At 73.2% G+C, this 26,864-nt stretch carries 22 protein-coding genes; 9 read left to right on the top strand and 13 right to left on the bottom strand.

Annotated features, from left to right (window positions below; all coding sequences use genetic code 11):
* Window positions 1-79: 79 nt before the first annotated feature.
* Together hemE and ACGFYU_RS18560 are read left to right on the top strand one after the other, a co-directional pair.
* Window positions 80-1,144, top strand: a complete 1,065-nt coding sequence (hemE, locus tag ACGFYU_RS18555) for a uroporphyrinogen decarboxylase (protein ID WP_393828359.1) — start codon at window positions 80-82, stop codon at window positions 1,142-1,144.
* A gap of 119 nt (window positions 1,145-1,263) precedes the next feature.
* Complete coding sequence (locus ACGFYU_RS18560; RefSeq protein WP_393828360.1) at window positions 1,264-2,484, top strand: FAD-dependent monooxygenase; 1,221 nt, start codon at window positions 1,264-1,266, stop codon at window positions 2,482-2,484.
* A gap of 327 nt (window positions 2,485-2,811) precedes the next feature.
* On the opposite strand, the gene ACGFYU_RS18565 is transcribed toward ACGFYU_RS18560, so the two are convergent.
* Window positions 2,812-4,203 (bottom strand): FAD-dependent oxidoreductase, encoded by a 1,392-nt coding sequence (locus ACGFYU_RS18565; protein WP_393828361.1) that lies wholly within the window; start codon window positions 4,201-4,203, stop codon window positions 2,812-2,814.
* Between the two features lie 60 nt (window positions 4,204-4,263).
* Window positions 4,264-5,280: a DUF4349 domain-containing protein gene (locus tag ACGFYU_RS18570; protein ID WP_393828362.1), complete on the bottom strand. Its 1,017-nt coding sequence runs from the start codon at window positions 5,278-5,280 to the stop codon at window positions 4,264-4,266.
* Between the two features lie 150 nt (window positions 5,281-5,430).
* Here ACGFYU_RS18570 and hemG point away from each other — a divergent pair, with 150 nt between their 5' ends.
* Window positions 5,431-6,909: a protoporphyrinogen oxidase gene (hemG, locus tag ACGFYU_RS18575; RefSeq protein WP_393828363.1), complete on the top strand. Its 1,479-nt coding sequence runs from the start codon at window positions 5,431-5,433 to the stop codon at window positions 6,907-6,909.
* A 22-nt stretch (window positions 6,910-6,931) separates the two neighbouring features.
* Window positions 6,932-7,645, top strand: a complete 714-nt coding sequence (gene hemQ, locus ACGFYU_RS18580) for a hydrogen peroxide-dependent heme synthase (RefSeq protein ID WP_393828364.1) — start codon at window positions 6,932-6,934, stop codon at window positions 7,643-7,645.
* Window positions 7,646-7,743: 98 nt separating this feature from the next.
* Here the strand turns inward: hemQ and ACGFYU_RS18585 are convergent, their stop codons facing one another.
* From ACGFYU_RS18585 to ACGFYU_RS18615, 7 genes are all read right to left on the bottom strand, one after another.
* Window positions 7,744-9,549 (bottom strand): alpha/beta hydrolase, encoded by a 1,806-nt coding sequence (locus ACGFYU_RS18585; protein WP_393828365.1) that lies wholly within the window; start codon window positions 9,547-9,549, stop codon window positions 7,744-7,746.
* Between the two features lie 76 nt (window positions 9,550-9,625).
* Window positions 9,626-10,414, bottom strand: coding sequence for a TIGR04222 domain-containing membrane protein (locus tag ACGFYU_RS18590; protein WP_393828366.1), 789 nt, complete (start codon window positions 10,412-10,414; stop codon window positions 9,626-9,628).
* Between the two features lie 84 nt (window positions 10,415-10,498).
* Window positions 10,499-11,560: a TIGR04222 domain-containing membrane protein gene (locus tag ACGFYU_RS18595; protein WP_393828367.1), complete on the bottom strand. Its 1,062-nt coding sequence runs from the start codon at window positions 11,558-11,560 to the stop codon at window positions 10,499-10,501.
* Complete coding sequence (locus ACGFYU_RS18600; protein WP_393828368.1) at window positions 11,557-13,011, bottom strand: DUF692 family multinuclear iron-containing protein; 1,455 nt, start codon at window positions 13,009-13,011, stop codon at window positions 11,557-11,559. Before ACGFYU_RS18600 ends, ACGFYU_RS18595 begins: the two co-directional genes overlap by 4 nt.
* Window positions 13,012-13,135: 124 nt before the next feature.
* Window positions 13,136-13,888, bottom strand: a complete 753-nt coding sequence (locus ACGFYU_RS18605; protein WP_393828369.1) for an aminoacyl-tRNA hydrolase — start codon at window positions 13,886-13,888, stop codon at window positions 13,136-13,138.
* 304 nt (window positions 13,889-14,192) lie between these two features.
* Entirely contained in the window at window positions 14,193-15,062 is an 870-nt protein-coding gene (locus tag ACGFYU_RS18610; RefSeq protein ID WP_365920648.1) for a glycosyltransferase, read from the bottom strand.
* A 16-nt stretch (window positions 15,063-15,078) separates the two neighbouring features.
* A complete protein-coding gene (locus tag ACGFYU_RS18615) occupies window positions 15,079-16,440 on the bottom strand; it encodes a tetratricopeptide repeat protein (protein ID WP_393828467.1) in 1,362 nt (453 codons plus the stop codon).
* A 243-nt stretch (window positions 16,441-16,683) separates the two neighbouring features.
* Here ACGFYU_RS18615 and ACGFYU_RS18620 point away from each other — a divergent pair, with 243 nt between their 5' ends.
* Window positions 16,684-17,736, top strand: a complete 1,053-nt coding sequence (locus ACGFYU_RS18620) for an NAD-dependent epimerase/dehydratase family protein (RefSeq protein ID WP_365920652.1) — start codon at window positions 16,684-16,686, stop codon at window positions 17,734-17,736.
* 35 nt (window positions 17,737-17,771) lie between these two features.
* Window positions 17,772-18,464 carry a transferase gene (locus ACGFYU_RS18625; protein WP_365920653.1) on the top strand — a complete coding sequence of 231 codons (693 nt, stop codon included), beginning with the start codon at window positions 17,772-17,774 and terminating at the stop codon, window positions 18,462-18,464.
* A gap of 253 nt (window positions 18,465-18,717) precedes the next feature.
* On the opposite strand, the gene ACGFYU_RS18630 is transcribed toward ACGFYU_RS18625, so the two are convergent.
* The 4 genes from ACGFYU_RS18630 to ACGFYU_RS18645 are packed head-to-tail and all read right to left on the bottom strand — an operon-like array spanning window position 18,718 to window position 24,590.
* On the bottom strand, window positions 18,718-19,200 hold the full coding sequence (locus tag ACGFYU_RS18630; RefSeq protein ID WP_365920655.1) for a hypothetical protein: 483 nt from the start codon (window positions 19,198-19,200) through the stop codon (window positions 18,718-18,720).
* Window position 19,201: 1 nt separating this feature from the next.
* Window positions 19,202-21,400, bottom strand: a complete 2,199-nt coding sequence (locus ACGFYU_RS18635; protein WP_393828370.1) for a hypothetical protein — start codon at window positions 21,398-21,400, stop codon at window positions 19,202-19,204.
* Window positions 21,397-23,148, bottom strand: a complete 1,752-nt coding sequence (locus ACGFYU_RS18640; RefSeq protein ID WP_393828371.1) for a hypothetical protein — start codon at window positions 23,146-23,148, stop codon at window positions 21,397-21,399. The genes ACGFYU_RS18635 and ACGFYU_RS18640 overlap by 4 nt, the downstream gene beginning before the upstream one ends.
* On the bottom strand, window positions 23,148-24,590 hold the full coding sequence (locus ACGFYU_RS18645) for a site-specific integrase (RefSeq protein ID WP_365920661.1): 1,443 nt from the start codon (window positions 24,588-24,590) through the stop codon (window positions 23,148-23,150). Before ACGFYU_RS18645 ends, ACGFYU_RS18640 begins: the two co-directional genes overlap by 1 nt.
* Window positions 24,591-24,687: 97 nt before the next feature.
* Here ACGFYU_RS18645 and ACGFYU_RS18650 point away from each other — a divergent pair, with 97 nt between their 5' ends.
* The 3 genes from ACGFYU_RS18650 to ACGFYU_RS18660 are packed head-to-tail and all read left to right on the top strand — an operon-like array spanning window position 24,688 to window position 26,839.
* Window positions 24,688-25,362, top strand: a complete 675-nt coding sequence (locus tag ACGFYU_RS18650; RefSeq protein WP_393828372.1) for an AIM24 family protein — start codon at window positions 24,688-24,690, stop codon at window positions 25,360-25,362.
* A complete protein-coding gene (locus tag ACGFYU_RS18655; RefSeq protein WP_393828468.1) occupies window positions 25,359-26,192 on the top strand; it encodes an ATP-binding cassette domain-containing protein in 834 nt (277 codons plus the stop codon). Before ACGFYU_RS18650 ends, ACGFYU_RS18655 begins: the two co-directional genes overlap by 4 nt.
* Complete coding sequence (locus ACGFYU_RS18660) at window positions 26,189-26,839, top strand: ABC transporter (RefSeq protein ID WP_393828373.1); 651 nt, start codon at window positions 26,189-26,191, stop codon at window positions 26,837-26,839. The genes ACGFYU_RS18655 and ACGFYU_RS18660 overlap by 4 nt, the downstream gene beginning before the upstream one ends.
* Window positions 26,840-26,864 lie beyond the last annotated feature (25 nt).

Raw genomic sequence — 26,864 nt, forward strand, 5'->3', positions numbered from 1 at the left:
AGGCGGTATGTGCGCCCGTACGGCGCAGGGACACCCGCGCCGGGCCGGGCACTTCTTCATACGTGCGAAGATTTGGGTCGTGAGCGCCAACGACCGCCCCACGGGCCAGCCGAGTCAGACGTACGATTCCGCCTTCCTGAAGGCGTGCCGGCGGGAGCCGGTGCCGCACACCCCCGTGTGGTTCATGCGACAGGCGGGGCGCTCGCTCCCGGAGTACCGCAAGGTGCGCGAGGGCACGCAGATGCTGGAGTCCTGCATGCGGCCCGACCTGGTCACGGAGATCACCCTGCAGCCGGTGCGCCGCCACAAGGTGGACGCGGCGATCTTCTTCTCCGACATCGTGGTCCCGCTGAAGGCCATCGGCGTCGACCTGGACATCAAGCCGGGCATCGGCCCGGTCGTCGCCCAGCCGATCCGCCGCCGCGAGGACCTCGCACAGCTGCGCGACCTCACCCCGGAGGACGTCTCGTACGTCACCGAGGCGATCGGCATGCTCACGGGTGAACTCGGCTCCACGCCGTTGATCGGTTTCGCGGGCGCGCCTTTCACCCTCGCGAGCTACCTCGTCGAGGGCGGTCCCTCGAAGAACCACGAGCACACCAAGGCCCTCATGTACGGGGACCCGAAGCTGTGGGCCGACCTGCTCGACCGCCTCGCCGAGATCACCTCCGCCTTCCTGAAGGTCCAGATCGAGGCCGGCGCCTCCGCCATCCAGCTCTTCGACTCCTGGGTCGGCGCGCTGGCCCCGGCGGACTACCGCCGCTCGGTGATGCCGGCGTCGGCGAAGGTCCTGCAGTCCGTCGCCTCGTACGGAGTCCCGCGCATCCACTTCGGCGTGGGCACGGGCGAGCTGCTCGGCCTGATGGGCGAGGCCGGCGCGGACGTCGTGGGCGTCGACTACCGCGTCGCGCTCGACGAGGCCGCTCGCCGGGTCGGCCCCGGCAAGGCGCTCCAGGGCAACCTGGACCCCGCGGTCCTCTTCTCCACCCCCGAGGCCGTGGAGGCCAAGACCGACGAGGTCCTCGCGGCCGCGGCCGGCCTGGAGGGCCACGTCTTCAACCTGGGCCACGGCGTCCTCCCGACGACCGACCCGGACGCGCTGACCCGCCTGGTGGAGTACGTCCACACCAAGACGGCCCGCTGACCCCGCTGAGCGCGTCCACCTCCGGCCAACATCCGGCGGGATCGCGCGGCTCCGGCATGTCGCCGTGCGGGGTTCAGTAACCTGACCCGCCCCCGGACCCCGGACAGCAGGAGGCGGACATGCGGGGCGGAACGGTGGCAGTGGTCGGCGGGAGCATCGCGGGTTGCGCCATCGCCACGGCGGCGGCGCGGGCGGGCGCCGACGAGGTGGTGGTGCTGGAGCGCACGCAGGGGCGGCTCCAGGACAGGGGTGTCGGGCTGTGCGTCCACGACGAGCGGGCCGTGGAGCTCGGCGCGAGCGGGGCGCTGCCCGAGGGGATCGCGGCGCACCGGCTGGAGCGGCGCCGCTGGATTGTCCGCGACGGCGCCGGTGAGCCGGGCGGGCGCGTGATCTGGGAGCAGCCGTTCCCCTTCCACTCCTACCACTGGGGCCTGCTCTGGCGCGGGCTGCGGGAGTCGGTCCCGGACTCCGTGGTCTACCGGCAGGGGGAGACGGTGACGGGCGTCGAGGCGGCCGGGACCGGCGGGGCCGAGGTGCGACTCGCGGACGGCTCGGCCGAGCGGTACGACCTGGTCGTCGGAGCCGACGGGTACCGGTCGGTGGTGCGCGCGGCGCTCTGCCCGGAGTCCCGGCCGCACTACGCCGGGTACGTGTGCTGGCGCGGGAACTTCGACGCGGCCCGGCTCGCGGAACTGGGCAGCGGTGCGGACTCCGTGCCGGAGGCGGTGACCACGGTCTGCTTCCCGGGCGGCACGTGCGTCGTCTACCGCATCCCCGGTCCGGACGGGCCCCGGGTGAACTGGGTCCTGTACGCCCCTCCGCCGCGGGACGGACAGCTCCGCTTCGACGACCCGACGAGCTTCCCGCCGGGCGGCCTGACGGCGGAACTGGCGCGGCACCTCGCCGCGCTCCTCGACCGGGAGTTCCCGCCGTACTGGGGGCGGGCGCTGGCCCTCACCGACCCGGCGGACGTCTTCGTCCAGCCCATCTACGACCTGGAGACCCCGCGCACGGCCGCGGGCCGGCTGCTGCTCGCGGGGGACGCTGCGAGCGTCGTGCGGCCGCACAACACGAGCGGCGCCGCCAAGGCCCTCCAGGACGCCACCGCCTTCGCCGAGGGCTGGCGCGGTGCGGACTCCGTCGAGGAACTGCTGCTCGCCTACGACACCGCCCGCGGCCCCGCCGGCCGGGAACTGGTCGCCCTGGCCCGCAGGCTGGGCCGGGCCCAGGTCGAGCAGACCCCGGCCTGGTCCGCCATGTCCGGCCCGGAGATGACGGCATGGTGGCAGTCGCAACTCGCCGGCGCGGCGAGCATCGGCGGCCAGGCCATGCCCCGCTGACCGGGCCCGGACGTGGCCCGCCCGAGTGCACGCGTGCGGCTCAAAGATCGGGGCTCCGCCCCGTGCCCCGCTCCTCAAACGCCGGAGGGGCTGGATTTGGTGCGGCTGGGTGGGCTCGTGCGGCTTCAAGGACCGGGGCTCCGCCCCGTGCCCCGCTCCTCAAACGCCGGCGAGGCTGGATTTGGCCTGTCTCAGCCTGCAAGTGCGCATAGCGCGACCTTGGGCCCAGGCGGGCCGGATCGCCGGGGGGGGGGGGGCAATTTCAGCCTCGCCGGCGTTTGAGGCGCCGCCGGAGGCAAACCAGCCCCGCGCAGCGGTGGCGCCGGGTCAGACGCCCGCCGCGCGGACCGCGGAGACGGCCTTGCGGGCCGCCACCAGGATGGGGTCCCAGACCGGGGAGAAAGGAGGGGCGTAGCCCAGGTCCAGGGAGACCAGCTGTTCCACCGTCATGCCCGCGGTCAACGCCACCGCCGCCACGTCAACCCGCTTCGCGGCACCGGCCCCGCCCACGATCTGGACGCCGAGGAGGCGGCCGGTGCGCCGCTCCGCCAGCATCTTCACCGTCATCTCCGCCGCCCCCGGGTAGTACCCCGCCGTGTTCGTCGAGCGGATGGTGGCGGTGACGAAGCGGAGCCCGGCCTCCAGCGCGTCCCGTTCGCGCAGCCCCGTACGCGCGATCTCCAGGTCGCACACCTTGCTGACCGCCGTGCCCACCACCCCCGGGAAGGTGGCGTAGCCGCCGCCCACGCCCGAGCCGATGACCTGGCCGTGCTTGTTGGCGTGCGTGCCCAGCGGGATGTGCCGGGTGCGGCCCGCGACCAGGTCCAGGACCTCCACGCAGTCTCCGCCCGACCAGATGTTCTCGTGGCCCCGCACCCGCATCGACAGGTCCGTGAGGATGCCGCCCGAGGGGCCGAGGGGGAGCCCGGCCTCCCGCGCGAGGCCCGTGCGCGGCTCGACACCGATGCCGAGGACGACCACGTCCGCCGGGTACTCCTCGCCGGCCGCCGTGACCACCGCGCGGACCCGGCCGTCCCCGTCCTCGAGGATCTTCGTCACCTCGGCGCGGGAGACCGTACGGATCCCCATGCCGTTCATCGCGCTGTGCACCAGGCCGCCCATGTCCGGGTCCAGCGTGGCCATCGGCTGCTCGCCGCGGTGCAGCACGGTGACCTCGTAGCCCCGCCCGAGCAGGGCCTCCGCCATCTCGACGCCGATGTAGCCCGCGCCGACCACCACCGCCCGGCGGCCCTCCGTACGCTCCAGCGTGGCCATCAGCCGCTGCCCGTCGTCCAGGGTCTGAATCCCGTGGACCCCGTACGCCCCGATGCCGGGCAGCTTGGGACGGACCGGGCGGGCGCCCGTCGCCACGACGAGCTTGTCGTAACCCGTCCAGGACTCGGAACCACTGTCCAGATCGCGGGCGCGGACCCGGCCGCCCGCGAGGTCCAGCTCCACCACCTCGGTACGGGTGCGCAGGTCGATGCCGCGGGCCCGGTGCTCCTCCGGGGTGCGGGCGATCAGGTCGTCCCGCTCCTCGACCTGGCCGCCGATCCAGTACGGGATGCCGCACGCGGAGTAGGAGGTGAAGTGCCCGCGCTCGAAGGCGACGATCTCCAACTCCTGCGGGCCCTTGAGCCGCCGGGCCTGTGACGCGGCGGACATCCCCGCCGCGTCACCGCCGACCACCACCAGTCGTTCCCTCGCCGCCGTCGCCATCGCCCGTACCGCCCCTTCACCGTCCGCCGACTGGTGAACACGCTACGGGCGAACGCGCGTTCAGTCCTGTACGTCGGCCTCCGCGTCCGCGGCCGCCGCCCGAGCCGCCGGCACCGTGACCGGGGCGGCGGCCCGCTTCCTCGGGATCAGACCCACCCTCGCAGGGGCCGGCCGCAGCCGCCGGTACAGCCGGTACCCCAGGCCCACCAGCACGGCGGCCACCGCGAACGGCAGCAGCGCGCCCACCGCCAGCGTCACGAAGCGCACGATGGTCATGAAGACCCCCCAGCCGCCGCGCAGGGCGTCGGTGAAGGAGGACTCCTTCTCCTTCTTCTTCTCCTCGGCCACCGGCCGCGGGGCCGGTTCGGAGACCTCCAGCGTGATCGTGCCCAGCGAGGTCTGGTCCTTCAGCGCCGTCTGCTGCGCCAGCAGCGACTCCAGGTCGGACTGGCGCCGGCTCAGCTCGCTCTCGAGCATCACCACCTCGCTCAGGGCGGAGGCCTTGCCCATCATCTCCCGCACCCGGGCCACGCTGGCCTGCTGCGAAGCGACGCGGCTGCCGATGTCGGCGACCTTCTCGGTGACGTCCTGCGCGTCGACCTTGCGGTGCAGGAGCTTCCCGCTGCCCTCCATCGCGCCGAGCACCGCGTCGTAGCGTTCGCCCGGCACGCGCAGGGTCAGGGTCGAGGTCATCCGGCCGTCCTGGCCGCGTTTGGTGGACTCGTTGCCGACGTAGCCGCCCGCGCCGTCGGCCGCCGCCCGGGCCGCGGCGAGCGTCTTCTGGGCGTCGGTGGTCTCGATGCCGAGCGTCGCCGTACGGATGACGTTGGGGCGGACGACGGCCGGCGGCTGCGCGCCCTTGTCGCCCGTGGCGGGCGCCGCCGACGGAGCCGCCGCGGCCCCCTTCGCGCCCTCCTGGGCCTTGCCGCCCTGGGCGTTGCCCTGGGCGGGCGCGACCGCCGCCTTGTCGGCCGCGTGGTCCGTGCCGTCGGCTCCGCAGCCGGTGAGCGCGAGCGCCCCGGCCAGGGAGAGGGCGGCCAGGGCCGCCGCGGAGCGCTGTCTGTTCCGGGTGTGCATCGCTGTAAACCCCCGAGGATCGGCTGCTGTTGCCGTTTCGACGTACAGGGTCCCGTCGCGGGTTTCGCTTCCGCGGTCCCGGGCCGATCCCGATGCGGTCACGGTCCGGCCTCGGTGATCGGCGCGCGTGCGGTCTGAGACGATGTGTCCATGCACGAAGCGGACAAGCGTACGGACGGCCCCGGCGGCACGGGCCACGTCGTCGTCATCGGCGGCGGCATCGCGGGCCTCGCGGCGGCGCACCGGCTGCTCTCCGAGGGCGTCCGCGTCACGCTGCTGGAGGCCGGGCCGCGGCTCGGCGGCAAGCTGTGGGCCGGCGAGCTCGCCGGCGCCCCCGTCGACCTCGGCGCCGAGTCCGTGCTCGCCCGCCGCCCCGAAGCCGTGGACCTCGCCCGGGCCGTGGGCCTCGGCGAAGCCCTCCAGGCACCCGCCACCGCCACCGCCCGGCTCTGGACCCGCGGCACGCTGCGCGACATGCCCCGCGGCCACGTGATGGGCGTCCCGGGCGACACGGGCCCGCTCGCCGCCTCAGGCGTCCTGTCGGCCGAGGGCCTCGCCCGTATCGCCGCGGACACCGAACTCCCGCCCACCGAGGTCGGCGACGACGTGGCCGTCGGCGAGTACGTCGCCGCCCGCATGGGCCGCGAGGTCGTGGACCGGCTGGTCGAACCGCTCCTCGGCGGGGTCTACGCCGGCGACGCCTACCGGATCTCGATGCGCGCCGCCGTCCCCGCCCTCTTCGAGGCCGTCCGCACCCACCCCACGCTGACCGAGAGCGTCCGCGCCCTTCAGGGCGGGGCCGCGAGCCGCGCCGCCGCCGAGCGGACCACCGTCACCGGAGCCGCCGCCACCGGCGCCTTCTTCGCCGGGATCGCCGGCGGCATCGGCCGGCTGCCGCTCGCCGTCGCCGACGCCTGCCGGGCCGCCGGAGCACAGATCCTCACCAACGCCCCGGTCAGCGGCATCCGCCGCACCCCCGGGGGCTGGCGGATCACCGCCGCCGACCGGCTCCTCGACGCCGACGGCGTGGTCCTCGCCACCCCCGCCGGACCCGCCGCCGAGCTGCTCGCCGGCCTCGCCCCGGCCGCGGCGGCCTCGCTGCGCGAGGTCGAGTACGCCTCCATGGCGCTGGTCACGATGGCCTTCAGGCGCTCCGACCTGCCCGCCGCGATCGCCGGCGGAGACGCCAGCGGCTTCCTCGTACCGCCCGTCGACGGCCGGACCATCAAGGCGTCCACCTTCTCCAGCAACAAGTGGTCCTGGGCCGGGGCCGACCCCGAGCTGTTCCTGCTGCGCACCTCCATCGGCCGCCATGGCGACGAGGGCGACCTCGCCCGCGAGGACTCCGAACTGGTGGACGTCTCCCTCGCCGACCTGAAGGACGCCGTCGGGCTGGCCGCGAGGCCGGTGGCCTCCACCGTCACCCGCTGGGACGGCGGGCTGCCGCAGTACCCGGTCGGCCACCTCTCCCGGGTCGCCCGGATCCGTACCGCGGTCGCGGCCCTGCCGGGCCTCGCCGTGTGCGGCGCCCTCTACGACGGGGTGGGCATCCCGGCGTGCATCGCCAGTGCCGGCAAGGCCGCGGACGCCGTGATCGCCTCGATGGGCACCCCTGGCACGGACCACTGATCGGCACTGGGACAATAGGCACATGACTGCACCAGAGAAGATTCCCAACGCGGGGAAGAAGGCGAAGGACCTCAACGAGGTCATCCGCTACACCCTGTGGTCCGTCTTCAAGCTGAAGGACGTCCTGCCCGAGGACCGCGCCGGCTACGCCGACGAGGTCCAGGAGCTGTTCGACCAGCTGGCGGCCAAGGACATCATCGTCCGCGGCTCCTACGACGTCTCCGGCCTGCGCGCCGACGCGGACATCATGATCTGGTGGCACGCGGAGACCGCGGACGAGCTGCAGACCGCCTACAACCTCTTCCGCCGCACCAAGCTGGGCCGCGCGCTGGAGCCGGTGTGGTCGAACATGGCCCTGCACCGCCCGGCCGAGTTCAACAAGTCGCACATCCCGGCCTTCCTGGCCGACGAGGTCGCCCGCGACTACGTCAGCGTCTACCCCTTCGTGCGCAGCTACGACTGGTACCTGCTGCCCGACGAGGACCGCCGCCGCATGCTCGCCGACCACGGCAAGATGGCCCGCGGCTACCCCGACGTCCGCGCCAACACCGTCGCCTCCTTCTCGCTGGGCGACTACGAGTGGCTGCTGGCCTTCGAGGCCGACGAGCTCTACCGCATCGTCGACCTCATGCGTCACCTGCGTGCCTCCGAGGCCCGTATGCACGTCCGCGAAGAGGTGCCCTTCTACACCGGGCGCCGCAAGTCCGTCGCCGATCTGGTGGCCGGGCTCGCCTGATACCTCCCCTGGGGGGACGGACCGGAGGACTGACCTTCTCCGGTGGATCGGGAGGCCCTGCCCCCGAAACGACGCAGCCGGAGATCCCGCCCGGAAGTTCAGACGACAGGCGGCAGCAGTGCCCTGCGGGCACGTGCTGCCCCGTCGTCCAGCGACACCGGTGCGGGCTCCGGATGCGGCGCACACGTGACACGCCACCCCGGGGTGGCCCCTGTCAGCAGATACCGCTCCACGTGACGGTCCACGCAGCCATTGCGTCCGCCGAACACTCCGTGGGAGCCGGCCCCGCGCTCCGTGACCAGCGCGGCCCCGGCGCCGAGCCGCCGCTGGAGCTCCAGCGCACCCGGGTACGGGGTCGCCCCGTCCCGCTCCGCCGCGACGATCAGCGTGCGGGGGAGCCCGCCCGGCCCGCTTCCGACGTCGACCGGCCGCTGCCGCGCGCGCACCGGCCAGTAGGCGCACGGCAGGTTCAGGAAGGCGTTGGACCAGGTCTCGAAGGGGGCCGTGCGGGCCAGCTCGGTGTTGTCGCGGTCCCAGGTCTCCCAGTCGCCGGGCCAGGGGGCGTCGTTGCACAGCACCGCCGTGTAGACCGCGGTCGTGTTCTCGGCGTCGGCCGCCGCGGCCGGGTCAGGGGCGGCCTGCGCGGTCAGCGGGCCCGGATCGCCGCGCAGGAAGGCCGCGAGGGCCGCCGCCCGCTCCGGCCACACGTCGTCGTAGTACGCGGCCTGGAGGTAGGCGGCCCGGAGTTCTCCGGTACCGACGGACCCGCCTGCGGGGGTGCGGGCCACCGCGTCCCGGACCCTTTCGTAGCTCGCCCGCACGGCCGCCGGGGTGGAGCCGAGGCCGTACGCGTCGTGGTGGCGGGCGGCCCAGGCGCGGAAGTCGTACCAGCGGCGCTCGAACGCCCGTGCCTGGTCGAGGTTGTTGCGGTACCAGACGCGGCGCGGGTCGGGATCGACCGCCGAGTCGAGGACCATGCGGCGGACGCGGCCCGGGTGGAGGGTGGCGTAGACCGCGCCCAGGTAGGTGCCGTACGAGCCGCCCATGAAGTTCAGCCGCTCCTCGCCGAGCGCGGCGCGCAGCACGTGCAGGTCGCGGACGTTGTCCAGGGTCGTGTAGTGGGCGAGGGCGGAGCCGGCCCGGCGGGCGCAGCCGCGGGCGTAGGCGCGGGCGGCCTCGACGCGCTGCCGCTTGTACGAGGGGGAGGGCTCGATCGGGACCTGGGTGGGGCCCCGGTCGCGGGTGGCGGGGTCCTGGCAGGAGAGCGGGGCGGAGCGGCCGACCCCGCGCGGGGCGTAGCCGACGAGGTCGTAGGCGGCGGCGATCCGCTCCCACCCGGGCGCGTCGGCGAGGAGCGGGAAGTACATGCCGGAGGCGCCGGGGCCGCCGGGGTTGTGCACGAGCGCACCCTGCCGGGCGGCGCCGTGGGCGCCGGTCGCCGGAACGCGGCTGACGGTGAGGGAGATCTGCGGGCCGGTCGGGCGGGCGTAGTCGAGCGGCACGCGGAGCGTCGCGCAGCGGACGGGGTCGGGGAGGTTCTCGACGGCGGGGCACGGCCCGAAACCCAGCCCGGTGACGGCGGCCCGACGGGCAACGACCTCGGCACCGGCCTCCGCGGCGGCGTCGCCCGCCGGGACGGGCAGAGCGGTCCCGGCCGCGCGCCCGGCGCCGGGCTCCGTGGCGGGGGTGACGCCGGCCGGGACGGGCAGGGCGGCCTCGGCCGGGCGCTCGGCGTTCGCCTCCGCGATGGGATCGCCGCCTGGCCGGACGGGCCGGGCGGCCTCGGCCGGGCGTGGCCCCGGCCGGGCGAGCGGGGCGGCGGCCGCGGCGGCGCCGGCGCCCGTGCACAGGGCGAGCGAGAGACCCGCCGCGGCGGTGCCGAGGCGGGTGAGCGGCTTCCGCATGGCGGTCCCTTCGTATCGTCCGATGAGACGACCATCGGGCCAGGGCCGTGTAAAGGATCAGCGGGCGGTGTCGGCCTCAATGGCCCCGTTGCCGCGGGATCCACCCCCGGTTGCCGTACCCCAGCGCCGCCCGAAGCCCCGGATCGGTGACCACGCGGATCCCGCGCACGGCCACCGAGGTCAGCGACTGCGCGTCGCCGCGATCCCGGTCCAGCGCGACGAGCAGCCGCCGGCCGGCCGGGGAGGCCCAGCGCGAGTAGGGGTGGGCCTCGAAACGGGCTATCGCCAGGCAACCCGCGCCGAGGAGCAGCGGCAGCGAGAACCAGGCCATGATCATGCCGGAGGTCGTGCCCCCGCCCGCCGGGAGGGCGAGGGAGACCGCGGCCATCGCGAGGGTCAGCAGGGTGGCCCCGCGTACGGCCCGGACCCCTTCGCCGACGCTGCGCCGGGAGCCGGCGGGCAGCGCGAGCCCGGCTTCGCCGAGCCGGTCCGCGAGGGCCCGTACGGCCTCGTCCCCGGCCACCGCGGACCGCAGCTCCGGTACGGGAGACTGCCCGTCGGGACCGAACGCGCCGAGCGCGGACCTCTCGTGGGCGTCGCGGCCGACGGGGTCGACGACGGTGGCCCAGCCGGTGTGGGCCAAAAGCAGCCGCCGCTGGCGCTCCATCGAGAGCAGCGTCAGATCGGCCACCCGCCGCGGGCCGCCGGCGAGGTAGGCGGCCTCGTACAGGTTCAGCTCGTCGTGGTGGTGCGCGGTGGCGGAGCCGGTGGCGGGCTCCGCGGCGTGGCCGGCGGCCGCCACGAGGAGGGTGCACGACCACAGCACCCCGGCCCAGGCCACCAGCAGGAACAGGACCCAGAACATGCCCGCTTTCTACAAGCAGTTGACATCCCTGGTCAGGGGTACGGCCGAGGTGTGAGCACCTTGTGATGTGGTCGTGATGGGGAGTCAGGAGCTGCTGGAGCAGCTCGAACTGGACGAACTGCCGCAACTCGAACTGCTGCCCCCGCAACTGGAGCTGCCGCCTCCACAGCTGCTGCTGGAGGAACCGCAGCCGGATCCCGAGGAGGAGCAACCGCTGCCGCCGCCGGACGACCCGCAGCCGCCCCCTCCGCCCCCGCTGCCCCCGTCGCTCCCGGCACACCAGACGACCGGCAGGACATCGGTGGAAGACCCGCACGAGGACCCGCACGAGGCGTCCGACCCGTGCGACCCCTGCGACCGGTGCGGCCGGGAGCGCGACTGGGCCGCCGCCAGCCGCGTGGCGCGCGCGGCCGGCACCAACTGCGCGCGCAGGAACGGGTCCCGCAGCCCGCGCAGCCCGAACAGCGCCGTCTGCACGTGCGGGGTCCGGTCGTTGACGTACGAGGAGCGGAGGTCGCGCAGCGCCCGCGCCCCCGCCGGGGTGAGCCGGCTCTTGGCGCGGGCCGCGCAGATCAGGCCCACCACGATGCCGGCCAGCAGGACGGGCAGCACCTTCACGATGAAGGGCACCTGGTCCTCCCCGGGCCGCAGCACGTACGCCACGAAGGTGAGCGGCAGCGAGACCGGGACGAGGATCGCGCACACGACAGTCTGGACCAGCCCCCAGCGCCGCCAGGTCCGCCCCGATCCGGGCGGCGCGAGCAGCCCGCGGGCGGCCAGCGCGTCCCCGGTCTCCTGGACGGCCGGGTCGAGCATGGCGGCGTAGCGGACCTGGTAGAGCCAGCCCGAGGGAGCGGCCTGGTGGGCCTGGAGGACGGCGCGCTCGGCGGGGTCGTACGCCCGCGTCCCGGGGCGTACCTGGACGATGCCGGGGCCGCCGACGACCAGCCGGCCGTCCCCGAGCATCGAGACGAGCGCGGCGTCCACGACGGCGCCGGGGCCGCCCGCCATGAAGGCGGCCTCGGACAGGTCGTGCAGGGCCGGCGCCGGGCCGGCCGACGGGGGCCGGGAGCGGCGCAGGCCGCGGATCAGCAGGCCGCCGGAGACGGCGACGCCGAGCCAGATCGCGAGGGCGAGGAGGTTCATGCCGCCCTCCCCACCAGCGCCCGGGCCCAGCGCACGACCCGGCGGGGCGGCCGCGCCCCGGCCCGGTCCCGCCACCAGGAGGTGAGCCGGCGCCGGGCGGCCGGGTCGGCCGGCAGGTCCCGGATCAGCAGGTGCTCGGCGAAGTCCAGCGCGTCGCGGCGGTAGCCGCCGGTCATGGGACGGCCCTTGGCGTAGGCGAGGAAGGCCGCGCGGTACGGCTTGGCGCCGCCCAGGATGCCCGGCAGCTCGGGCGCCACCTTGGCCACCACGTCGGCCCGCTTGGCGGCGAGCGCCCGGGCCTGCACCCGGATCCGCTGCCGGTCGAACCCCTCGGGCACGGGCGTCCCGGCCACCAGCGCCGACAGCAGCGCGGCCTGCCCGAGCGCCACCCGAGTCCGCACCGCGTCGGCAACGCCGTGCCCTGCCCCCTCGGCGCCGCATCGGTGGGCGGGGTCCTTCCCGGGGTCGGCCGTGGGCGCCGCGCCCAGGGTCCCGCCGGTCGGAACCGCCCCGCCGATCGCCACCGCCCCGACCGGCTCCGTGCCCTTCAGCGCCGCCGGCGGGTGAGGCTCGGGGTTCGGGGCGGAGCCCCGAGGAACGGAGGAAGGGCGGGTAGGGGACAGCCCCGCAGGGCCCCGCACCCCCCGGATCGCGGCCAGCTCCCCCGCCAGTTCCGCCTCCTCCGGGAAGTCGTCGTCCCGCTCCAGCAGAACCCCCGGCGGGTCGACCCGCGCCCGCAGCTCCGCCAGGAGATCGAGCACCACCGGCGGTACCGGGTGGGCGTGCGTGTCGTGCCAGACCCCGTCCCGCTCGATCCCGCCCGCGACGTGCACGTACGCCAGCGCCTCCAGCGGGATCGCGTCCAGTACGGCGGCCGGGTCCTCGCCCCGGTTGACCCGGTTGGTGTGCAGGTTGGCCACGTCGATGAGCAGCCGGACGCCGGTCCGCTCGACCAGCTCCGTCAGGAACTGCCCCTCCGTCAGCTCCTCGCCCGGCCACGAGAACAGCGCGGCGATGTTCTCCAGCGCCAGCGGCACCGGCAGGGAGTCCTGCGCGATCCGCACGTTCTCGCACAGGACGTCCAGCGCGTCGCGCGTGCGCGGCACCGGCAGCAGGTGCCCGGCCTCCAGCACGGGCCGTACGGCCGAGGAGGTCCGTACGAAGGCGATGTGCTCGGTGACGAGCGGCGCCCCCAGCGCCGCCGCCCGCTCGCCGAGCTCCGCCAGCTTCTGCGCGTCGGGCCGGTCGGCGCCGCCGAGGCCCAGCGAGACCCCGTGCGGCACGATCCGCGTCCCGCGCTCGCGCAGCCTCAGCAGCGCCTCGGGCAGGTGGCCCGGGCAGATGTTCTCGGCCACCACCTCGACCCAGTCCAGGCCGGGCAGCCGTTCCACGGCGTCCGCGATCTCCGGCCGCCAGCCGATGCCCACCCCCAGGCGTGCCATGGGCTTCATGTCCCCTCGCCCCCTCTCCCCGCATCCCTACGGACCGTGTGCCGAAGTGATGGCCCCGCAGACCGGGGGCCAACCGCGGGGAAGGGACGTTCAGAGCAACATTTGAGGTTCCCGGATGGGGCGCCTACAGCCGGGCCCGCAGTGCCGGGTGGTCGGCGATCACCGTCGCGCTGCCCGGTGCGATCTCCGTGAACCCGGCGTCCCGGACCACTGGCAGGCCGCTCCCGCCCAGCTCCGCCCACCGCTCGCGCGCGGCCGTCCGTACGACCAGCCGGAAACCGGAGTCCTGCCACGCCGTCCGCTCCGAGTCCGTCAGCTCCCACCACGCCAGTTGCGCCGCGTGCCCGGCCTGGGCCATCGCCTTGCCGGCCGACATGTCGAGGTCGGGGTTGAGCCACAGCACCGGAACCCCCGGCTCCACGGCCGCGTCCACCGGCTCCGGATCGTCCAGGTCCGTACCGGACACCTGCAGCTTCGCCAGCTCCTTGGGCCAGCCGTCGAGCGGCACCGGCGGGAAGACCCGTACCTCCGAGGTGTCACCGTGCACCGTGACACCCGGCAGGGTCCCCGCCTTGCGCCACTCCGCCCCGCGCGCCCGCCGGACCACCTTGCGGATCCGCGCGTCCTGCCAGTCGCGGACCGCCCCGGCCCACTCGCCCTCGCCCAGCGCCCGCTCGTCGGTCAGCAGGACCAGCACCGCGCGGGCCGCCGTCTCCAGCGCGTCCGTCCGGGCGGGCGGTTCGGTCTTCTCGATCCGCACCACCAGCGGCAGGACGAACTGCGGGGCCTCGTCGCGCAGGGCGTGCTCCTGCCGGAAGGGGCTGTCCGCCCCGACCGCGGGTACGTCCGTGGAGTGGTTCGTGTGCTGGCTGCTCATCCCGCCAAGGATGCCAGGCTCCGCCTTCAGGATGATGCCGAGGGGGGTCGGGCCGGGCGAGGATCAACGGCATGAAGAGCGATCTTATCGACGCACTCGCCGTGTCCCCCGCAAGTCGTGTCGTATAGGGGCCCGCTGGAGCCCGGGCCGGTGTCTCGTACGGTGCGGGTCCCGGTGTCGCATTCGAGCGTGGCGAAGACCCTACCACCGTGGCGGGCGTCACACTCGATGGAGTGAGGGGGCGCTGCGGTCTGTGTAGGTAGGGCCAGCACAACCAGATCCTGGCCGTCGTCGGCGGCGGCGATCAAACCACCGGGGGTCGGCCCAGCTGGGTCATCCGCCACACGGTTCGCCAGCGGATGGGTCGCCTTGGCGGGCAGGGCACCCGCACGCCTTCGAAGAAGCCGGCCCACCAGGCGGCCAGGCCGGACAGCGGGGGCCGCTGCGCGATCGTGTACGCGGCCCACGTCCCGAGGTAGACCGGGACCAGGACGGCGGGCAGGTGCCGTTTGGCCAGCCAGACCCGGTTCCGGCCGGTGTTGCGGTAGTACACCGCGTGCCGGGACGCTTCCGTACGCGGGTGTTGCAGCACCATGTCGGCCCGATAGTCGACATCCCAGCCGGCGTCGAGTGCCCGCCAGGCGAAGTCCGTTTCCTCGTGGGCGTAGAAGAACTTGGTGGGGAAGTCGCCTACCTGGTCGATGACGCTCATGCGGATGGCGTGGCCGCCGCCGAGGAACGTCGTCACCGGCCCGGACACCAGCGGGTTCTTGCCGCCCAGGCGGGGGACATGCCTGCGCTGACTCGCTCCGGTCTCATCCGCGATGCGGAAGCCCGCGATACCCAGGCGGGGCCTTCCGGCGAACGCCTCCCGGACCAGCCGGAAGGTGTCGGTGCGGGGCAGCAGGCCGTCGTCGTCCAGGACCACGACGACGTCCACGCCGCCCCGCTCGCGCAGCCAGGCCACGCCGGCGTTCCGGCCGCCGGGGATGCCCAGGTTCTCCGGCAACTCCACACCGTCCACGCCGTCCGGGAGGGGTGGGAGTTTTACGCCCTGGCCGAGGACGACGACGGTTGCCGGATCGCCTTCCTGGGCGGCCACCGAGTCCAGCAGGGCCCGCAGCTCTGCGGGCCGATCGCCCATGGTCAGGACCACAACCCCGATCTTCGGCATTCTGTTGCTGTTCCTCTCACACGTGGTTTCGCAGTAGTTCGGTCGCGCGCTGGTCCAGGCTGGCCGCGCCGGCCACACCGCGCTTGCGGTACCGGGTCGCCGCCGCCTGGATTTCCCTGACCGCCTGCCTGTTGCGGTCGGAGACCACGCCGCCCATGAAGTCCAGCGACCGGGCCCAAAGGCCCACGGCCTCTTCGTGCCGGTGCTGCCCGGCCACCGATCGCCCCAAGTTGGCCATGGTCAGCCCGTGCTTGAGCTGGTACGTGCCCGGTGCGCGGCCCGCCAGGGCCCGCCGGTAGTGCCGCTCCGCAGCACGGTGGTCGTTCATCGCGGTCAGGGTCTTTCCCATGTGGGAGGCGACCGTGGCCACTACCGGGCCCGAGGCGGCGGCGTAGGCGGGGACAGGGTCCCGGGTGTCTGTCACGGCGTCCTCGGCGGCCAGCAGGGCACGTGCCGCCCTGGCGCCTTGCCCGCCGGCCCCGTAGGCGCGGGCGCACGTCACCAGGAGCAGGGCCTCGGTCTGCCGGTCGACCTTCCCCGCCGCCCTGCCCAGGGCGGCTTCGGCCAGCTCCGGACAAGAGCGGGGGTGGCCCAGGTCAAGTGCCTGATGGGTCAGGGCCCGCATCATCCACGCGGCATGGCCGTTCGGGTCGGCCTCACAGGCCAGCTGATAGCCCAGCAGGTAGTACCGCTGTGCGGCGCCCTCCCGGCCGAGGTCGTGGTGTTTCCACCCGACCAGGCAGGCCAGCTGGGCCGCCGCCGCGAACGCCTCGGAGCGGACCGTGGCGGAGGGGAACCGGGCGGTGAGCATCGGGGCGACGGTGTCGGTGAGGTAGGCGGTGACGGTGGTCAGGCCGTGGCCGCCGCCCATGCGTTCGTCCACGCTGCGGAACGTCTCGGTGAGCTGGCGGACGGTGCTCACCTCGGTGGGGCCGACACTGCCGCCGCTCTCGGCGGCTCGGAGCGTCGCGGCGACCGCTTCGTGGTCGTAGGCCAGGGGCAGGCCGACGGCGGCGGCGGTGAACGCGGCGCCGAGGAAGTCACGGCGACGTTGCATGACGGATCTCCCGAGATCGGCGATGGCGGCCAGCGGATCGGCCTCCAGGACGCCACCGATGACAGCGGAGCCTAGACCGATCTCGGCGACCGTCACCCGCCGCTTCGTCCGTCTCGTCAGGGCCTCGGCGATGTAGAACGGCGTCTGGCCGGAGGGTGTACCCCCTGCAACCCAGTAGGCGACGGCCGACGGCCCGGTACTCAACCGCTGGCCGGCCTCGGCCGCCACAGAGCGGATCTCCCTGGCCAGCGCGTAGTACGTGGCCCCGGACTCGGCGATCACGTCCGCTAACGCGCTGTTCGGTGTCCGGTCCCCTGCCAATGTCGGCCCCCTCGGAAACGATCTTGAACGGGTTGAACGGGTTGCCACTTCGCCCACGGTACTCACTTTCCGTGCTGGGGCGTTCACTGTTCATCAGCCCGCCCGGGGCTGCACCACCGCTCCTTCAGGTGGAGCCCACCCCTGGCCCGGGCGGTGCCCGCCGGGGTGGCGGGGAGGCGGTCCCAAGCCGGCCCGGTCGCAACCTCCCCGTCGCCCCCTTCCGCCGAATCCGAGGAGACCATCGTGACGTTGACCGACGCTGACCTGTCCGCCGCCCTCGCCGGCTCAACCGTGGTGGTCACCGGGGGCGGGGGCTTGGTCGGCTCCCGCATCACCGCCCGACTTCGCGCGGCCGGGGCCCGCGTGATCGCCGTGGGCAAGCTCGACGCCTACCCCGCCGCCGTCTACGCCGACCTGTTCGGCGTCCACACCACCGACCGGGACACCATCGTGGGCGACATCGCCGACGCGACCCTGATGGACCACGTCGTCCGGGAAGCGGACTACGTGATCCATGCCGCCGCCGTCGCCGACGTGGCCGCCTGCACCCGCAACCCGATGGCCGCGATCCAGACCAATGTCACAGGTACCCAGGTCCTCCTGGACGCGGTCCGCCGCTGCAACGCCCGGGTACGCCGGTTCGTGTTCGTCTCCTCGGCGGCCGTCTACGGCAACGGCGACCCCAAGCGCCACGACGTGCAGACATGGAACGAAGACCAGCCCCTGGCGCCGCTCTCGGTGTACGCGAACACGAAGGCGTGGGGTGAGGCGCAGACCATGCTCGTGCTGGGCAAGGCCAACGTCTCCCATACCTCGGTCCGCTACTTCTCCGTCTACGGCGAACCGCAGACCGTCAAGGAGGGATCGCACTCCTGGGTGGTCGCCTGGATGGCGATGCGCGCGAAGCTCGGCCTTCCCCTGCACCTGAACGGCGGCGGCCGACAGGTCCGCGACTTCGTCCACGTCGAAGACATCTCCGAAGCCACCATCCGCGCCATGCTCGCCCCCGGCGCCGACCGGCAGACCCTCAACATCGGCACCGGCCAGGCCACATCCATCGCCGACGTAGCCCAGCTCATCCGCAACCACTACCCCGACGCCGAGTTCCAAGACCGGCCGCTGCCCGAGGGCGACCCGCTCGGCGGGACGGCCCACACGGCCCGCATGACCGCCGCCCTGGACTGGGAGCCCCGGATCACAGCGGCCGAGGGCGTGGCCCGCTACGTCGCCTGGCTCGACAACACCCCCGCCGCCCTGCCCGACTTCCTGCGCCGTGAGGCCGCCGAAGCCGCCTGAACCACCCGCCCCGACGACGACCAGGAGCAAGCCAGGTGCCCGAGTCCATCCGTATCGGTGACTACGTCCGCCCCCCGACCGCGTCCGGCCTGGACGCCACCGGATACGCCAAGATCGGCGAGTTCGAGCTGTCCGACTTCCTCACCCGCTGGGACGCCCTCCATGACGACGCCCTACAGGTTGTGCCCGAGCGGATCCACCCCACTGCGCAGATCCACCCCACTGCGATCATCGGCGAAGACGCCATCATCGGGCCGGGGGTCCGCGTTCACGAGTTCTCGACCGTCCGCAAGCGGTCCGTGCTCGCCGCCGGCGTGTCCGTGGGCTTCGGGTGCGAAGTGACCCACTCCTTCGTGGGGGAGAACGCTGTTCTCGGCCACCAGGTCGGCGTCGGGCACTCCATCATCGGGACCGACGCCCACCTGTCCGCGAACCTCGTGATCGCGGCGATCAGCTTGTGGAACTACGACATGCGCGTACCCATCAAGGAAATCGCCCTGCACGGCCCCGGCGACGAACCGCCCTACCGGTGCACCACGTCCCAGTTCGGCGGCCTGATCGGCGACCACGTCCAGACCGGCAGCATGATCACCCTCGGCCCCGGCATCGCCGTGGGCCGGCACTCGACCATCGCCGCGAGCGTCTGCATGGGCAGCACCATCGTTCCCCCGGCCAGCGTCGTACGGTCGTCTTCACCCGAAGTGATCATCGAGCCCCGCCGGATCTGACCGCCGTCCCCGCCGACTCCCGCCCCGGCGGGCCCGCCTGTGGGCCTCGGTCCAGCGGGGCCGTGCCCACTCTGCCCGCACCGCGGCGGAGTATCCCGAGGCCGGCGCCCGAGGCCGGCGCCCGGGTCCGGGAGATCCTCGCGCAGCGGCCCGGCGCGGCCTGACCGCCCGGGTACGCGAAGGGCCCCACCAGAACCCAAGACCTGGTGGGGCCCCTTCTGCTGACCTGGGAGGGTCGTTGTGCCAGTCCCGGCTACGCGGGACCGGTACGGCCGCCCAGCGGCAACGTGCGGACGTTCCCGGCGCCGTCCAGGGCCTTACGGAGCCGCTCGATTTCCTCGTACTGCGCGGCCAGCTGCGACACGGCCATCGTGCGGAACACCGTCAGTTCCGCGATGGTGTCCCGGTTGGCCGCCAGCCGCTCCCGCAGACCGGCATTTTCGGCCTTCAGACGCTCTATCTGGGCGTCCCGGGGGTCGATGATCTCCCCGGCTTCCTGCGCGGCCCTCACGCGCCGCTCGAACTCCTCCGCCAGGTGCTGGTACGGGCCGGGCCGCTCGTTCCCGGCCCGGTCCTTCTTCGGGTAGAAGCCGGTGCGGGTCACGCCTGCCTCGGCGGCCAGGGTCTTCAAGTCGCACCGGCCGCCGCGCGGGAGTTCACCCCGGAGTAGCCGGTCCATCGCGGCCCGGATCGCTCCCTCGTTGTGCTGCTTCGTCTCCTCGGAGATCCGGGCCACGTCAGGCTCCTTCCTGGGCCGGGCCGGTCCCGGCGGCGTCGATTTCGTCCAGTACCCGGAGCGACCTGTCCAGGTCGGCCCGGACACGGTCCCGTTCGGCCTTGTGGCCCCGGGGGATGGAGCCGAGGAACACGCGCGTCCTCTCGGCGTTGTCGGCCCACACCTTCCGGTGGACCGGGTGGTGGGTGGCCTGCGGGCACCGTGCGGAGTCGCACATCCCCGCCATAGGCTTGGAGTCCGCGGTGACCGGAGCCCCGGCGATCTTCAAGCACAGGGCCTTATGGGGGTCCTTGAACCAGCAATAGTTCGCGGCGCCGGCGTGGAGGAACTGGGACTGGCTTCGCAGGAGGTTGACCAGCTGCCGGTCCGACCCCAGCACCTTGGGTTCCCCGGCCTGGTGATCGGCCAGGGCGGCGTCCACGTGCGTGAACGCGGCGATCACGTCCCGAGCCCCGGGGCCGGACGGCATGATGCCGGCCTGGAACTCCCGGAACGCGGTGGCGGTCAGCTCCAGGTGGTGCTTCGCCTCCTCCTCCCCGACCTCGGCCAGGAAGATGCCTTGTGCGCCGCCGGGACGGTGCGCGTAGCCCTCGGTGGTGGCCACGTGCACATGCTTAAGGTGGATTTTCGCGGCGATCAGGCCGCCGGGCCGGTTGGCCAGCGCCATGGCCAGCGTGCGGCGGAGGTTCCGTGCGTTCACGGGGCCGTCAGGGATCGGTGCCAGTCCGAGGCGGCCGCCTTCGGGGCCGTTGACCCAGGTCCGGAACTGAATGTAGATGTCGGCCGAGGCTGGCCGCTTCCTGCCGAACAGGGCCCCGTTCAAGGATCCGTCCCGCTGGGCGATCCGTGCGGCCAGGCCGACAGCCCGCCAGGCTTCTTCGACCACCACCCACTCCTCCGGGACGCCGCCGAACTCCTGGCCCTTGATCAGTCGGGACGCCAGCCGGTAGCGCATGGCGCCGCTGTACGCGGGGGTGGGCGGGAGACATGAGTCCGTGGACAGCTCTGCCAGCTCACTGGCCCGCATCCCGCTAAGGGCCGCCGTGACGACCAGGCAGGCCCCCTGTACGAGACTGCCGAGGGTTCGAAGTTGCCGGTAGTCGAGTGGTAGCGTCCACGGCGCCGTGCCGTTCCCGTCCGCCCGCTGGACCAGGGCGGCACCGCGGCCGTGGACGGCCGCCACACCTACCTTCGCCGCGGCCTCTTCGATCAGCGGGCGGAGCACTTCCAGGGGCCCGATTTGAATCTCTTTGCTGACCCCGGCATCCCTCCCCAGCTGGTCCAGGTTCACTTCCAGAAGCGGGTCCGAAAGCGACCAGACCCCGCTCCGGACCCGCTGAGTGATCGACCCCCTGTCGAGCTGGGGAAGCGGCACACCGTCACGCACGCAGGCATTCAGGTGCTCCGCGAACCTGTCCCTGTCCCGCTTGGAGAGGGAGTACCGGATGCCGATGGTGGGGCGGGACTCCTTCTGGGCCTGCGCGCGCTCGATCTCCTCCGCGACGTAGGGTCCGAGGGTTTGGACCACCCATAGGGCGGCAGCCATCATCGGCTGGAAGACGTGGTCCGGGACCGGTCCGGAGAGGTTCCCAGCCTGCTTCTTCGCGCCGGCCACCTCGAATACGGACCTGCCCGCCCAGGGGGTGAATCCCGGGGCGTAGGCGTCGTGGGTGAACAGACCGCTGTAGAAGGCCAGGTATTGCACAGGCAGGAGAAGGTTCAAGAGCGTGGAGGGCTGGACGGTCCTGCCGTGCCTGGTGCTGCGGGAGGCGAAGGCCATGTAACGGTCGCAAAGGTTTTGGTCGACGTCAGCCAGGGTGCGGACGCCTTCCGCATGAAGCCAGTTCAGCCAGAGGGCCATACCGCTGATCTGCCCGTACACCGCGCTTACCGCTTTGGGCTTGCGGAACGCGTGCGGCAGCACGGCCACGTGCTCATCCTGCGGCGCGAGGAGGGCCAGGATCATCTCCTTCGCTACGGTCCTCCACGCCGGGTTCACGATCCGGCGGAAGTCCCAGCGCAGGGCGGTGGGGGTGAGTGACTTCGGGGCCCGGGCCAGTCCCGTCATATCCCATAGGTCGTCATCGAACAGGGGGCCGCGGTTCCCGTGTGGCATCTCCAGCTGGGCAACCGTGCAGACGTCCAGCCCTGAGAACGGGGACCGGCGGCCGGTGGCCGCAAGAACGCTGGGCGTCGTCATACGGTCATCTCCTCGGGACGGACGGGAATCTGATCGTCGGTGTCGGCCACGGTGGCCGCCGCGGCCTCCAGCACGGCGGGCGGAAACGCGGGCAGGACCTCCCGGTCCAGGTGGTCGGCGTACGGGCCGAACACCGCGACGAATTCGGCGGTGGTCATCTGCCGGTACTGCCGGGCGAAGAACGCGCGGAGCCGCAGCAGGTTGGCCGCGTGGCGGGGCATGAACACGGCGAGAGGGCACAGGAGGCACACCCACGGCCGGGCCGGACAGGGCTTTCCTGCCGGCCCGTGAAGGCCGGACAGGGGGTCCTTGCACGACGCGGTGAACACGTCGCGTTCCCCGGCCATGAGTTCGGACAGGGCACCGTCAGTGAGGCCGAGCCGGGCCGCCTCCGCGGGGAGGTCGGCGGCCGCGCGGGCGGCCGCTTCCTGGGTGAGAACCGTCGGGGGGAGGGCTCGCCGGAGGATGTCCGCCTGGCTCTCCTCAATGATCGTTTCTACTGCGTCCATCTGTGCCGGGGTTTGCGCGGTCAGGTATCGGTCCCCCTCCACGGCGGCGGAGTGGTTGGGGTCGATGGCCGTATTCCCCGTCCATCCCTTGCGGCTCAGGGTGTTCAAGTAGGTCGTCCGAATACGTGACGGGTGAAGCTGCAACGGCTTTCCGGTGTCGTCCAGCAGCCCCATGCGGGCCACCAGCCCGGTGTCCTTGGCCCGCAGGTTGGTCCCGTCCGGGTCTGGTCCGCTGACGACGTACCCGCAGCCGCCTGACTCGGCCTTGAAGCGATTCGCCCGGAGCCGGAGCCAGAGTTCGTCGCGGACCTCGGGGCGGGCGTGCTTGCGCAGGAGGGCCGAGTGTTCTAGCCATCGTTCGATCAGGCGGACCGCTCGGCCGGTGAGCTTGACCGACTCCGGACCGCGCCGGCCCTTCACGTAGTCCAGGAGGATGGAGGAGTCTCCAGCCCACGTCACGTCACCGATTCCAAGGCCGGACAGGCCGTCTGGTACAACCCCGCTGTAGACGCCGAGGAGAAGACGGTAGGCGGCAGCGGTGGCGGCTGCCGGATACAGGGCCTCCCGTACGGGAGCCAGCGTCTTGGCCGCTTCAACCCGGTGCCGGTGCCATCCGATGTGCGCGGCGAACGCTTTGCTGGACATGGGCCCGTGCCGGAGGAGTTCCCGGGCGATGTTGGGCGGGGTGAGGCCGGCCACTCGCGGAGCCTCGCCTCCGGCGGCCTCGGCCAGGGCCCGGCGGTGGTCGGCCCAGCTCTCTTCGACCACTTGTTGCAGGGCTTCGGTGATGCGCTGCCACTCTCCCTCCGTGTACGGGGGTAGAGGATCCGGCCGACGGCGGGCCTTGATCAGCTTCCCGTCCAGGTACGGGACGACATCCGGCGGCAGGGTGCCGCTGACCTGGTGGGCGGCGCGGAGCAGGGAGCGGGACAGGTCTGCGTGTTGGACGGTGACGGCCATCCAGAACCGGAACAGAAGGGGGCGGGTCAGCTGGGACAGGCCGCCCGTGAACCCTTCCGCCGCCAGCCAACGGACCATGCCCCGAAGGTAGGAGGCGTAGTGCAGTGCCGTCTTCCGGGTGCCGATCCTTCCGTGGGGGTGGACTAGGGCGGGGAAGGCGGCGGCCAGCTCGGCGGCCAGCTGGTCGTTCGCGGTCCCGTCGAAGCGTGTCCTGTATCGGGTCCCGTCGGGAAAGACGAATTCGACCCGCACGGGGTCGTGGTGCAGGTAGGCGGGCATCAGGCGTCCTCTCCGAACTCTGCGGCAGCCTCGGCCTCGGCGTCATGGTTCGTGCGTCCGGCGGCGGTGTAGGCGTCGCGGTAGATCCGCTGGACGTCCAGGCGCCGGAGGTAGATCTCCGTGGTCGTGACGGAGGAGTGGCCGAGGAGATCCCGAAGGATCATCAGCGGGTCCGTCTTCGTGAGGTAGAGGGCCAGGCCGCCGTCTCCGCCGGTTTCGCTGATCAGCGCGGCGGCCCGCTGGTAGTAGCCCTGGACCAGGGCCTCCAGGGTCTCCATCGCGAAGGTGTGGCGGAGCGTGTGGGCGTGGACCGTGGGGAATCGGGGTTCGTAGCGTTCCCGGATGCGCTGGGAGGTGCGCCGGAGGACGGTGTCCCAGTCCGCGAAGGGGCGGCCGGTGGACTGCACAGCGACGATTGGTGACGTGCCGTCGGTGTTGACCAGGCGGAGGCGTTCGGCCGGTGAGAGGTGCCGCCACCGGGTGCGGTGGCCGTTGATCCGGGCGCCTTCGTGGTCGGGTGCTTCGATGAACAGCGGCGACCCGAGGCGGGCCGGAGGCCGGTAGGGGCCGCGGGTCACAGCGGCGTCCCGGTCCAGCTCGAGGTACTGGTGGACATCGGCAAGGGCCCGGTGGCTGGTCCAGGTGGCGCGTGCCTTTTGTCCCTTGGTCGTGGATTCGGCAAGCGGGAACCAGACCGGGACCGGGGTCCGCCGTGCGGGCAGGGAGGGAAGTTCGTAGGTCAGCAGGTAGGTGAACTCCTGTGCGCGCAGGCCGGTGGCTGTGACCAGGCCGCCCACTGCGGCGTTGCGGGCCAGTTCTCGGCCGCGGAAGGAGTCGTCCGGGACGCCGTCCGGGTCCAGCCCGGCCAGGGCCCGGAGGAAGGTGTCCCGGAACTCCGGCTCCAAGTACTTCATCGTCACGTGGGGCTTCGCGCGGCGGACGGTGGCGGTGTTGCGGCGTGCCTCTATCGCGCCAGCCTCCCTGCTGTAGCGGGTGCCCATGGCGTACGTGAACGGGACCTTCGTGCAGTGGTCGTTGTCGACGGCCCAGGAGTAGAAGCGGGACATCACGTTGACGCGGTGGTTCCAGGTGGCGCCGTCCCATCGGGCTTCGACTGGGCCGGCCAGCCGGTACTCCGCGAAGGCGCCCAGTGCGGCCCGCAGGTCTGCGCGTTCCGCGAAGGGATGCATGGAGCGGGAGGCCAGGAACTCCAGCCAAGATCGCATGGCCTGCGCGTACGAGCGCCAGGACTTCGCGGCCGGCACCCCGCTGATGGGGAGTTCGCGGAGCCAGGCGTTCACCGCGACGGTGGGGCGGGGGCCGTGCTCGTCCTCGAACCGAAGGTCGTCATCAACAAGGACCGGCATGTCCTGGCGAATGAGGGGCTCCCGTCCCAGGTCCCAGGACTCCCAGCCGTCCCGGGTGAAGTAGGTCAGCAACATGCCTAACACCATAGGCAATGAGACGCACTCAAGTAGACTGAATAGAAAGCTAGTTGCACTCCTCTTCTACCGTCTAAAGAGACAAGGTTAAAGTGCAGTGATAAGCGATCTTTTTGCGTCCGAGAACCTGGCCCAGGCGGCCGTCGCCCCTGGCATGTCCCTGCAGAACGCCAAGTCCGTGAAGTACGCCGTCAACGGCGAGATGCTGGCCCGCCAGGGCTCGATGGTCGCCTTCCGCGGCAACCTCCAGTTCGAGCGCAAGGGCCAGGGCATAGGCGGCATGCTCAAGCGCGCCGTCACGGGCGAGGGCCTGGCGCTCATGTCCGTACGGGGCCAGGGCGAGGCCTGGTTCGCCCACCAGGCGGGCAACTGCTTCATCATCGACTTCGAACCGGGCGACGCGCTGACCATCAACGGCCGCAACGTCCTGTGCTTCGACTCGACGCTCTCCTATGAGATCAAGATGCTGAAGGGCGCCGGCATGACCGGCGGCGGCCTCTTCAACAGCCTCTTCACCGGCACCGGCAAGCTCGCCGTGGTCTGCGACGGCAACCCGATCGTCATACCGGTCACTGCTCAGTCCCCCGTCTACGTGGACACGGACGCGGTCGTCGGCTGGAGCGCCCAGCTGGAGACCGGACTGCACCGCTCCCAGTCGGTCGGCTCGATGCTCCGCGGCGGCTCCGGCGAGGCCGTCCAGCTCAGCCTGCGCGGCGAGGGCTTCGTCATCGTCCGCCCGAGCGAGGTCACCGAGACGGCGGCCGCGCACTGAACCTGACCGACGTGGGCCGCCGGTACGGACGGCGCCGGCCCTGGGTGCTGCGCGGGATCACACTGGAACTCCCGCGCGGCGCCCTCGTCCGGATCGAGGGCGGCAACGGCGGCGGCAAGTCCACCCTGCTCAGGATCGTCGCCGGGATCGACGCCCCCACCGAGGGGCGCGTCGGCGGGCGCCCGCGCCGCACGGCCTACGTACCCGAGCGCTTCCCGGCGGCGCTGCCGCTGAACGCCACCTCCTACCTGACCCACCTGGGCCGGGTGCACGGGCTGTCGCGGGCCGAGGCGGCCCGCCGGGCGGCCGGCTGGCTGGAGCGGTTCGGCGCCGCCGCCCACGCCCGCACCCCGCTGGCCGAACTGTCCAAGGGCAGCAGCCAGAAGGTGGCCGTCGCCCAGGCCCTGCTCGCCGAACCGGGACTGCTCGTCCTCGACGAGGCATGGACCGGGCTCGACGCCGCGGCCCGCGCCGAGCTGGACCTCGCCGTCGCCGAACGCACCGCCGCCGGCGGCACGGTGGTGTTCGTCGACCACGACCCGCGGCGGCTCGCGGGCGCCCCCGACGCGCACTACCGGGTCGAGGGCGGGGCGCTGTCGCCCGTCCTCGACCCGGCCCTGTCCCCGGGCCCGGGCGCGGGGCTCCCGTACGTCCGGATCCACGCGGCGGGCCCGCCCGGCAGCACCCCGCCCCCGGGCCTGGCCGGCGTGCCCGCCCCGGGCGGGGGAGTCCTGTTCACGATCGCCGCCCACCGCTCCGACGCCGCGCTGCGCGCCCTGCTCACCGCCGGGCCGCCCTGGCACATCCGCACCGTGGAGGAACTCCCGTGACCGCCCTGCTCCGTTACCAGGGCGCCCTGCTCCTGCGCTCCCAGCGGTGGATCGCCCCCCTGGTCGTGTACGCCGCCTTCGTCGCCGTCGGGATCCGGCCGGGCGACCCGGTCCTGGATTCCCTCGGCTTCACCGCCGCCGGTCTGGTCCCGCAGACGGCCTGGCTGGTCCGGATCTGCGTCACGGGCGAACCGGACGCCGCCCGCGACTGCGCGGCCGCCGCGGCCGGTCCCGTACGGGTCCACGCGGCGGCCCTGCTGACCGCCCTCGTGGGGGCGTTGCTCGCCGGAGCCGCGGGAGGCGCCGTGGCGCTGCTGCTCGGCGACCCGGCCGGAGCGGACCCCGCCCGGGCCGCCCTCGCCGGGGCCGCGGCGGTGGCGGCGTGCGCGCTGACCGGCGCGGCCGTCGGAGCCCTGTGCAGCCGCCCGCTGGTACGGCGCCGCGGCTACGCCGTCCTGGCCGGGGGCCTCGGCTCGCTGCTGGCCTGGGTCCTCGCGTTCTCCCCGGCCCGGAGCGCGGTCTCCGCGCTGGTCACGGCGGCGCGCTCGGGGGACGCACCGCTGCCGCTGACGGCCCTTACGGGCGCACTGCTGCTGGCCGCCGGCGCGGGCACGGCGGCCTGCCTCGCTGCCGCGCGGCGCGGCTAAGCGGTCTCGGGGACGTGCCCCAATT

This window comes from Streptomyces sp. NPDC048337 (genome assembly GCF_043201175.1).
Taxonomy (GTDB): Bacteria; Actinomycetota; Actinomycetes; order Streptomycetales; family Streptomycetaceae; genus Streptomyces.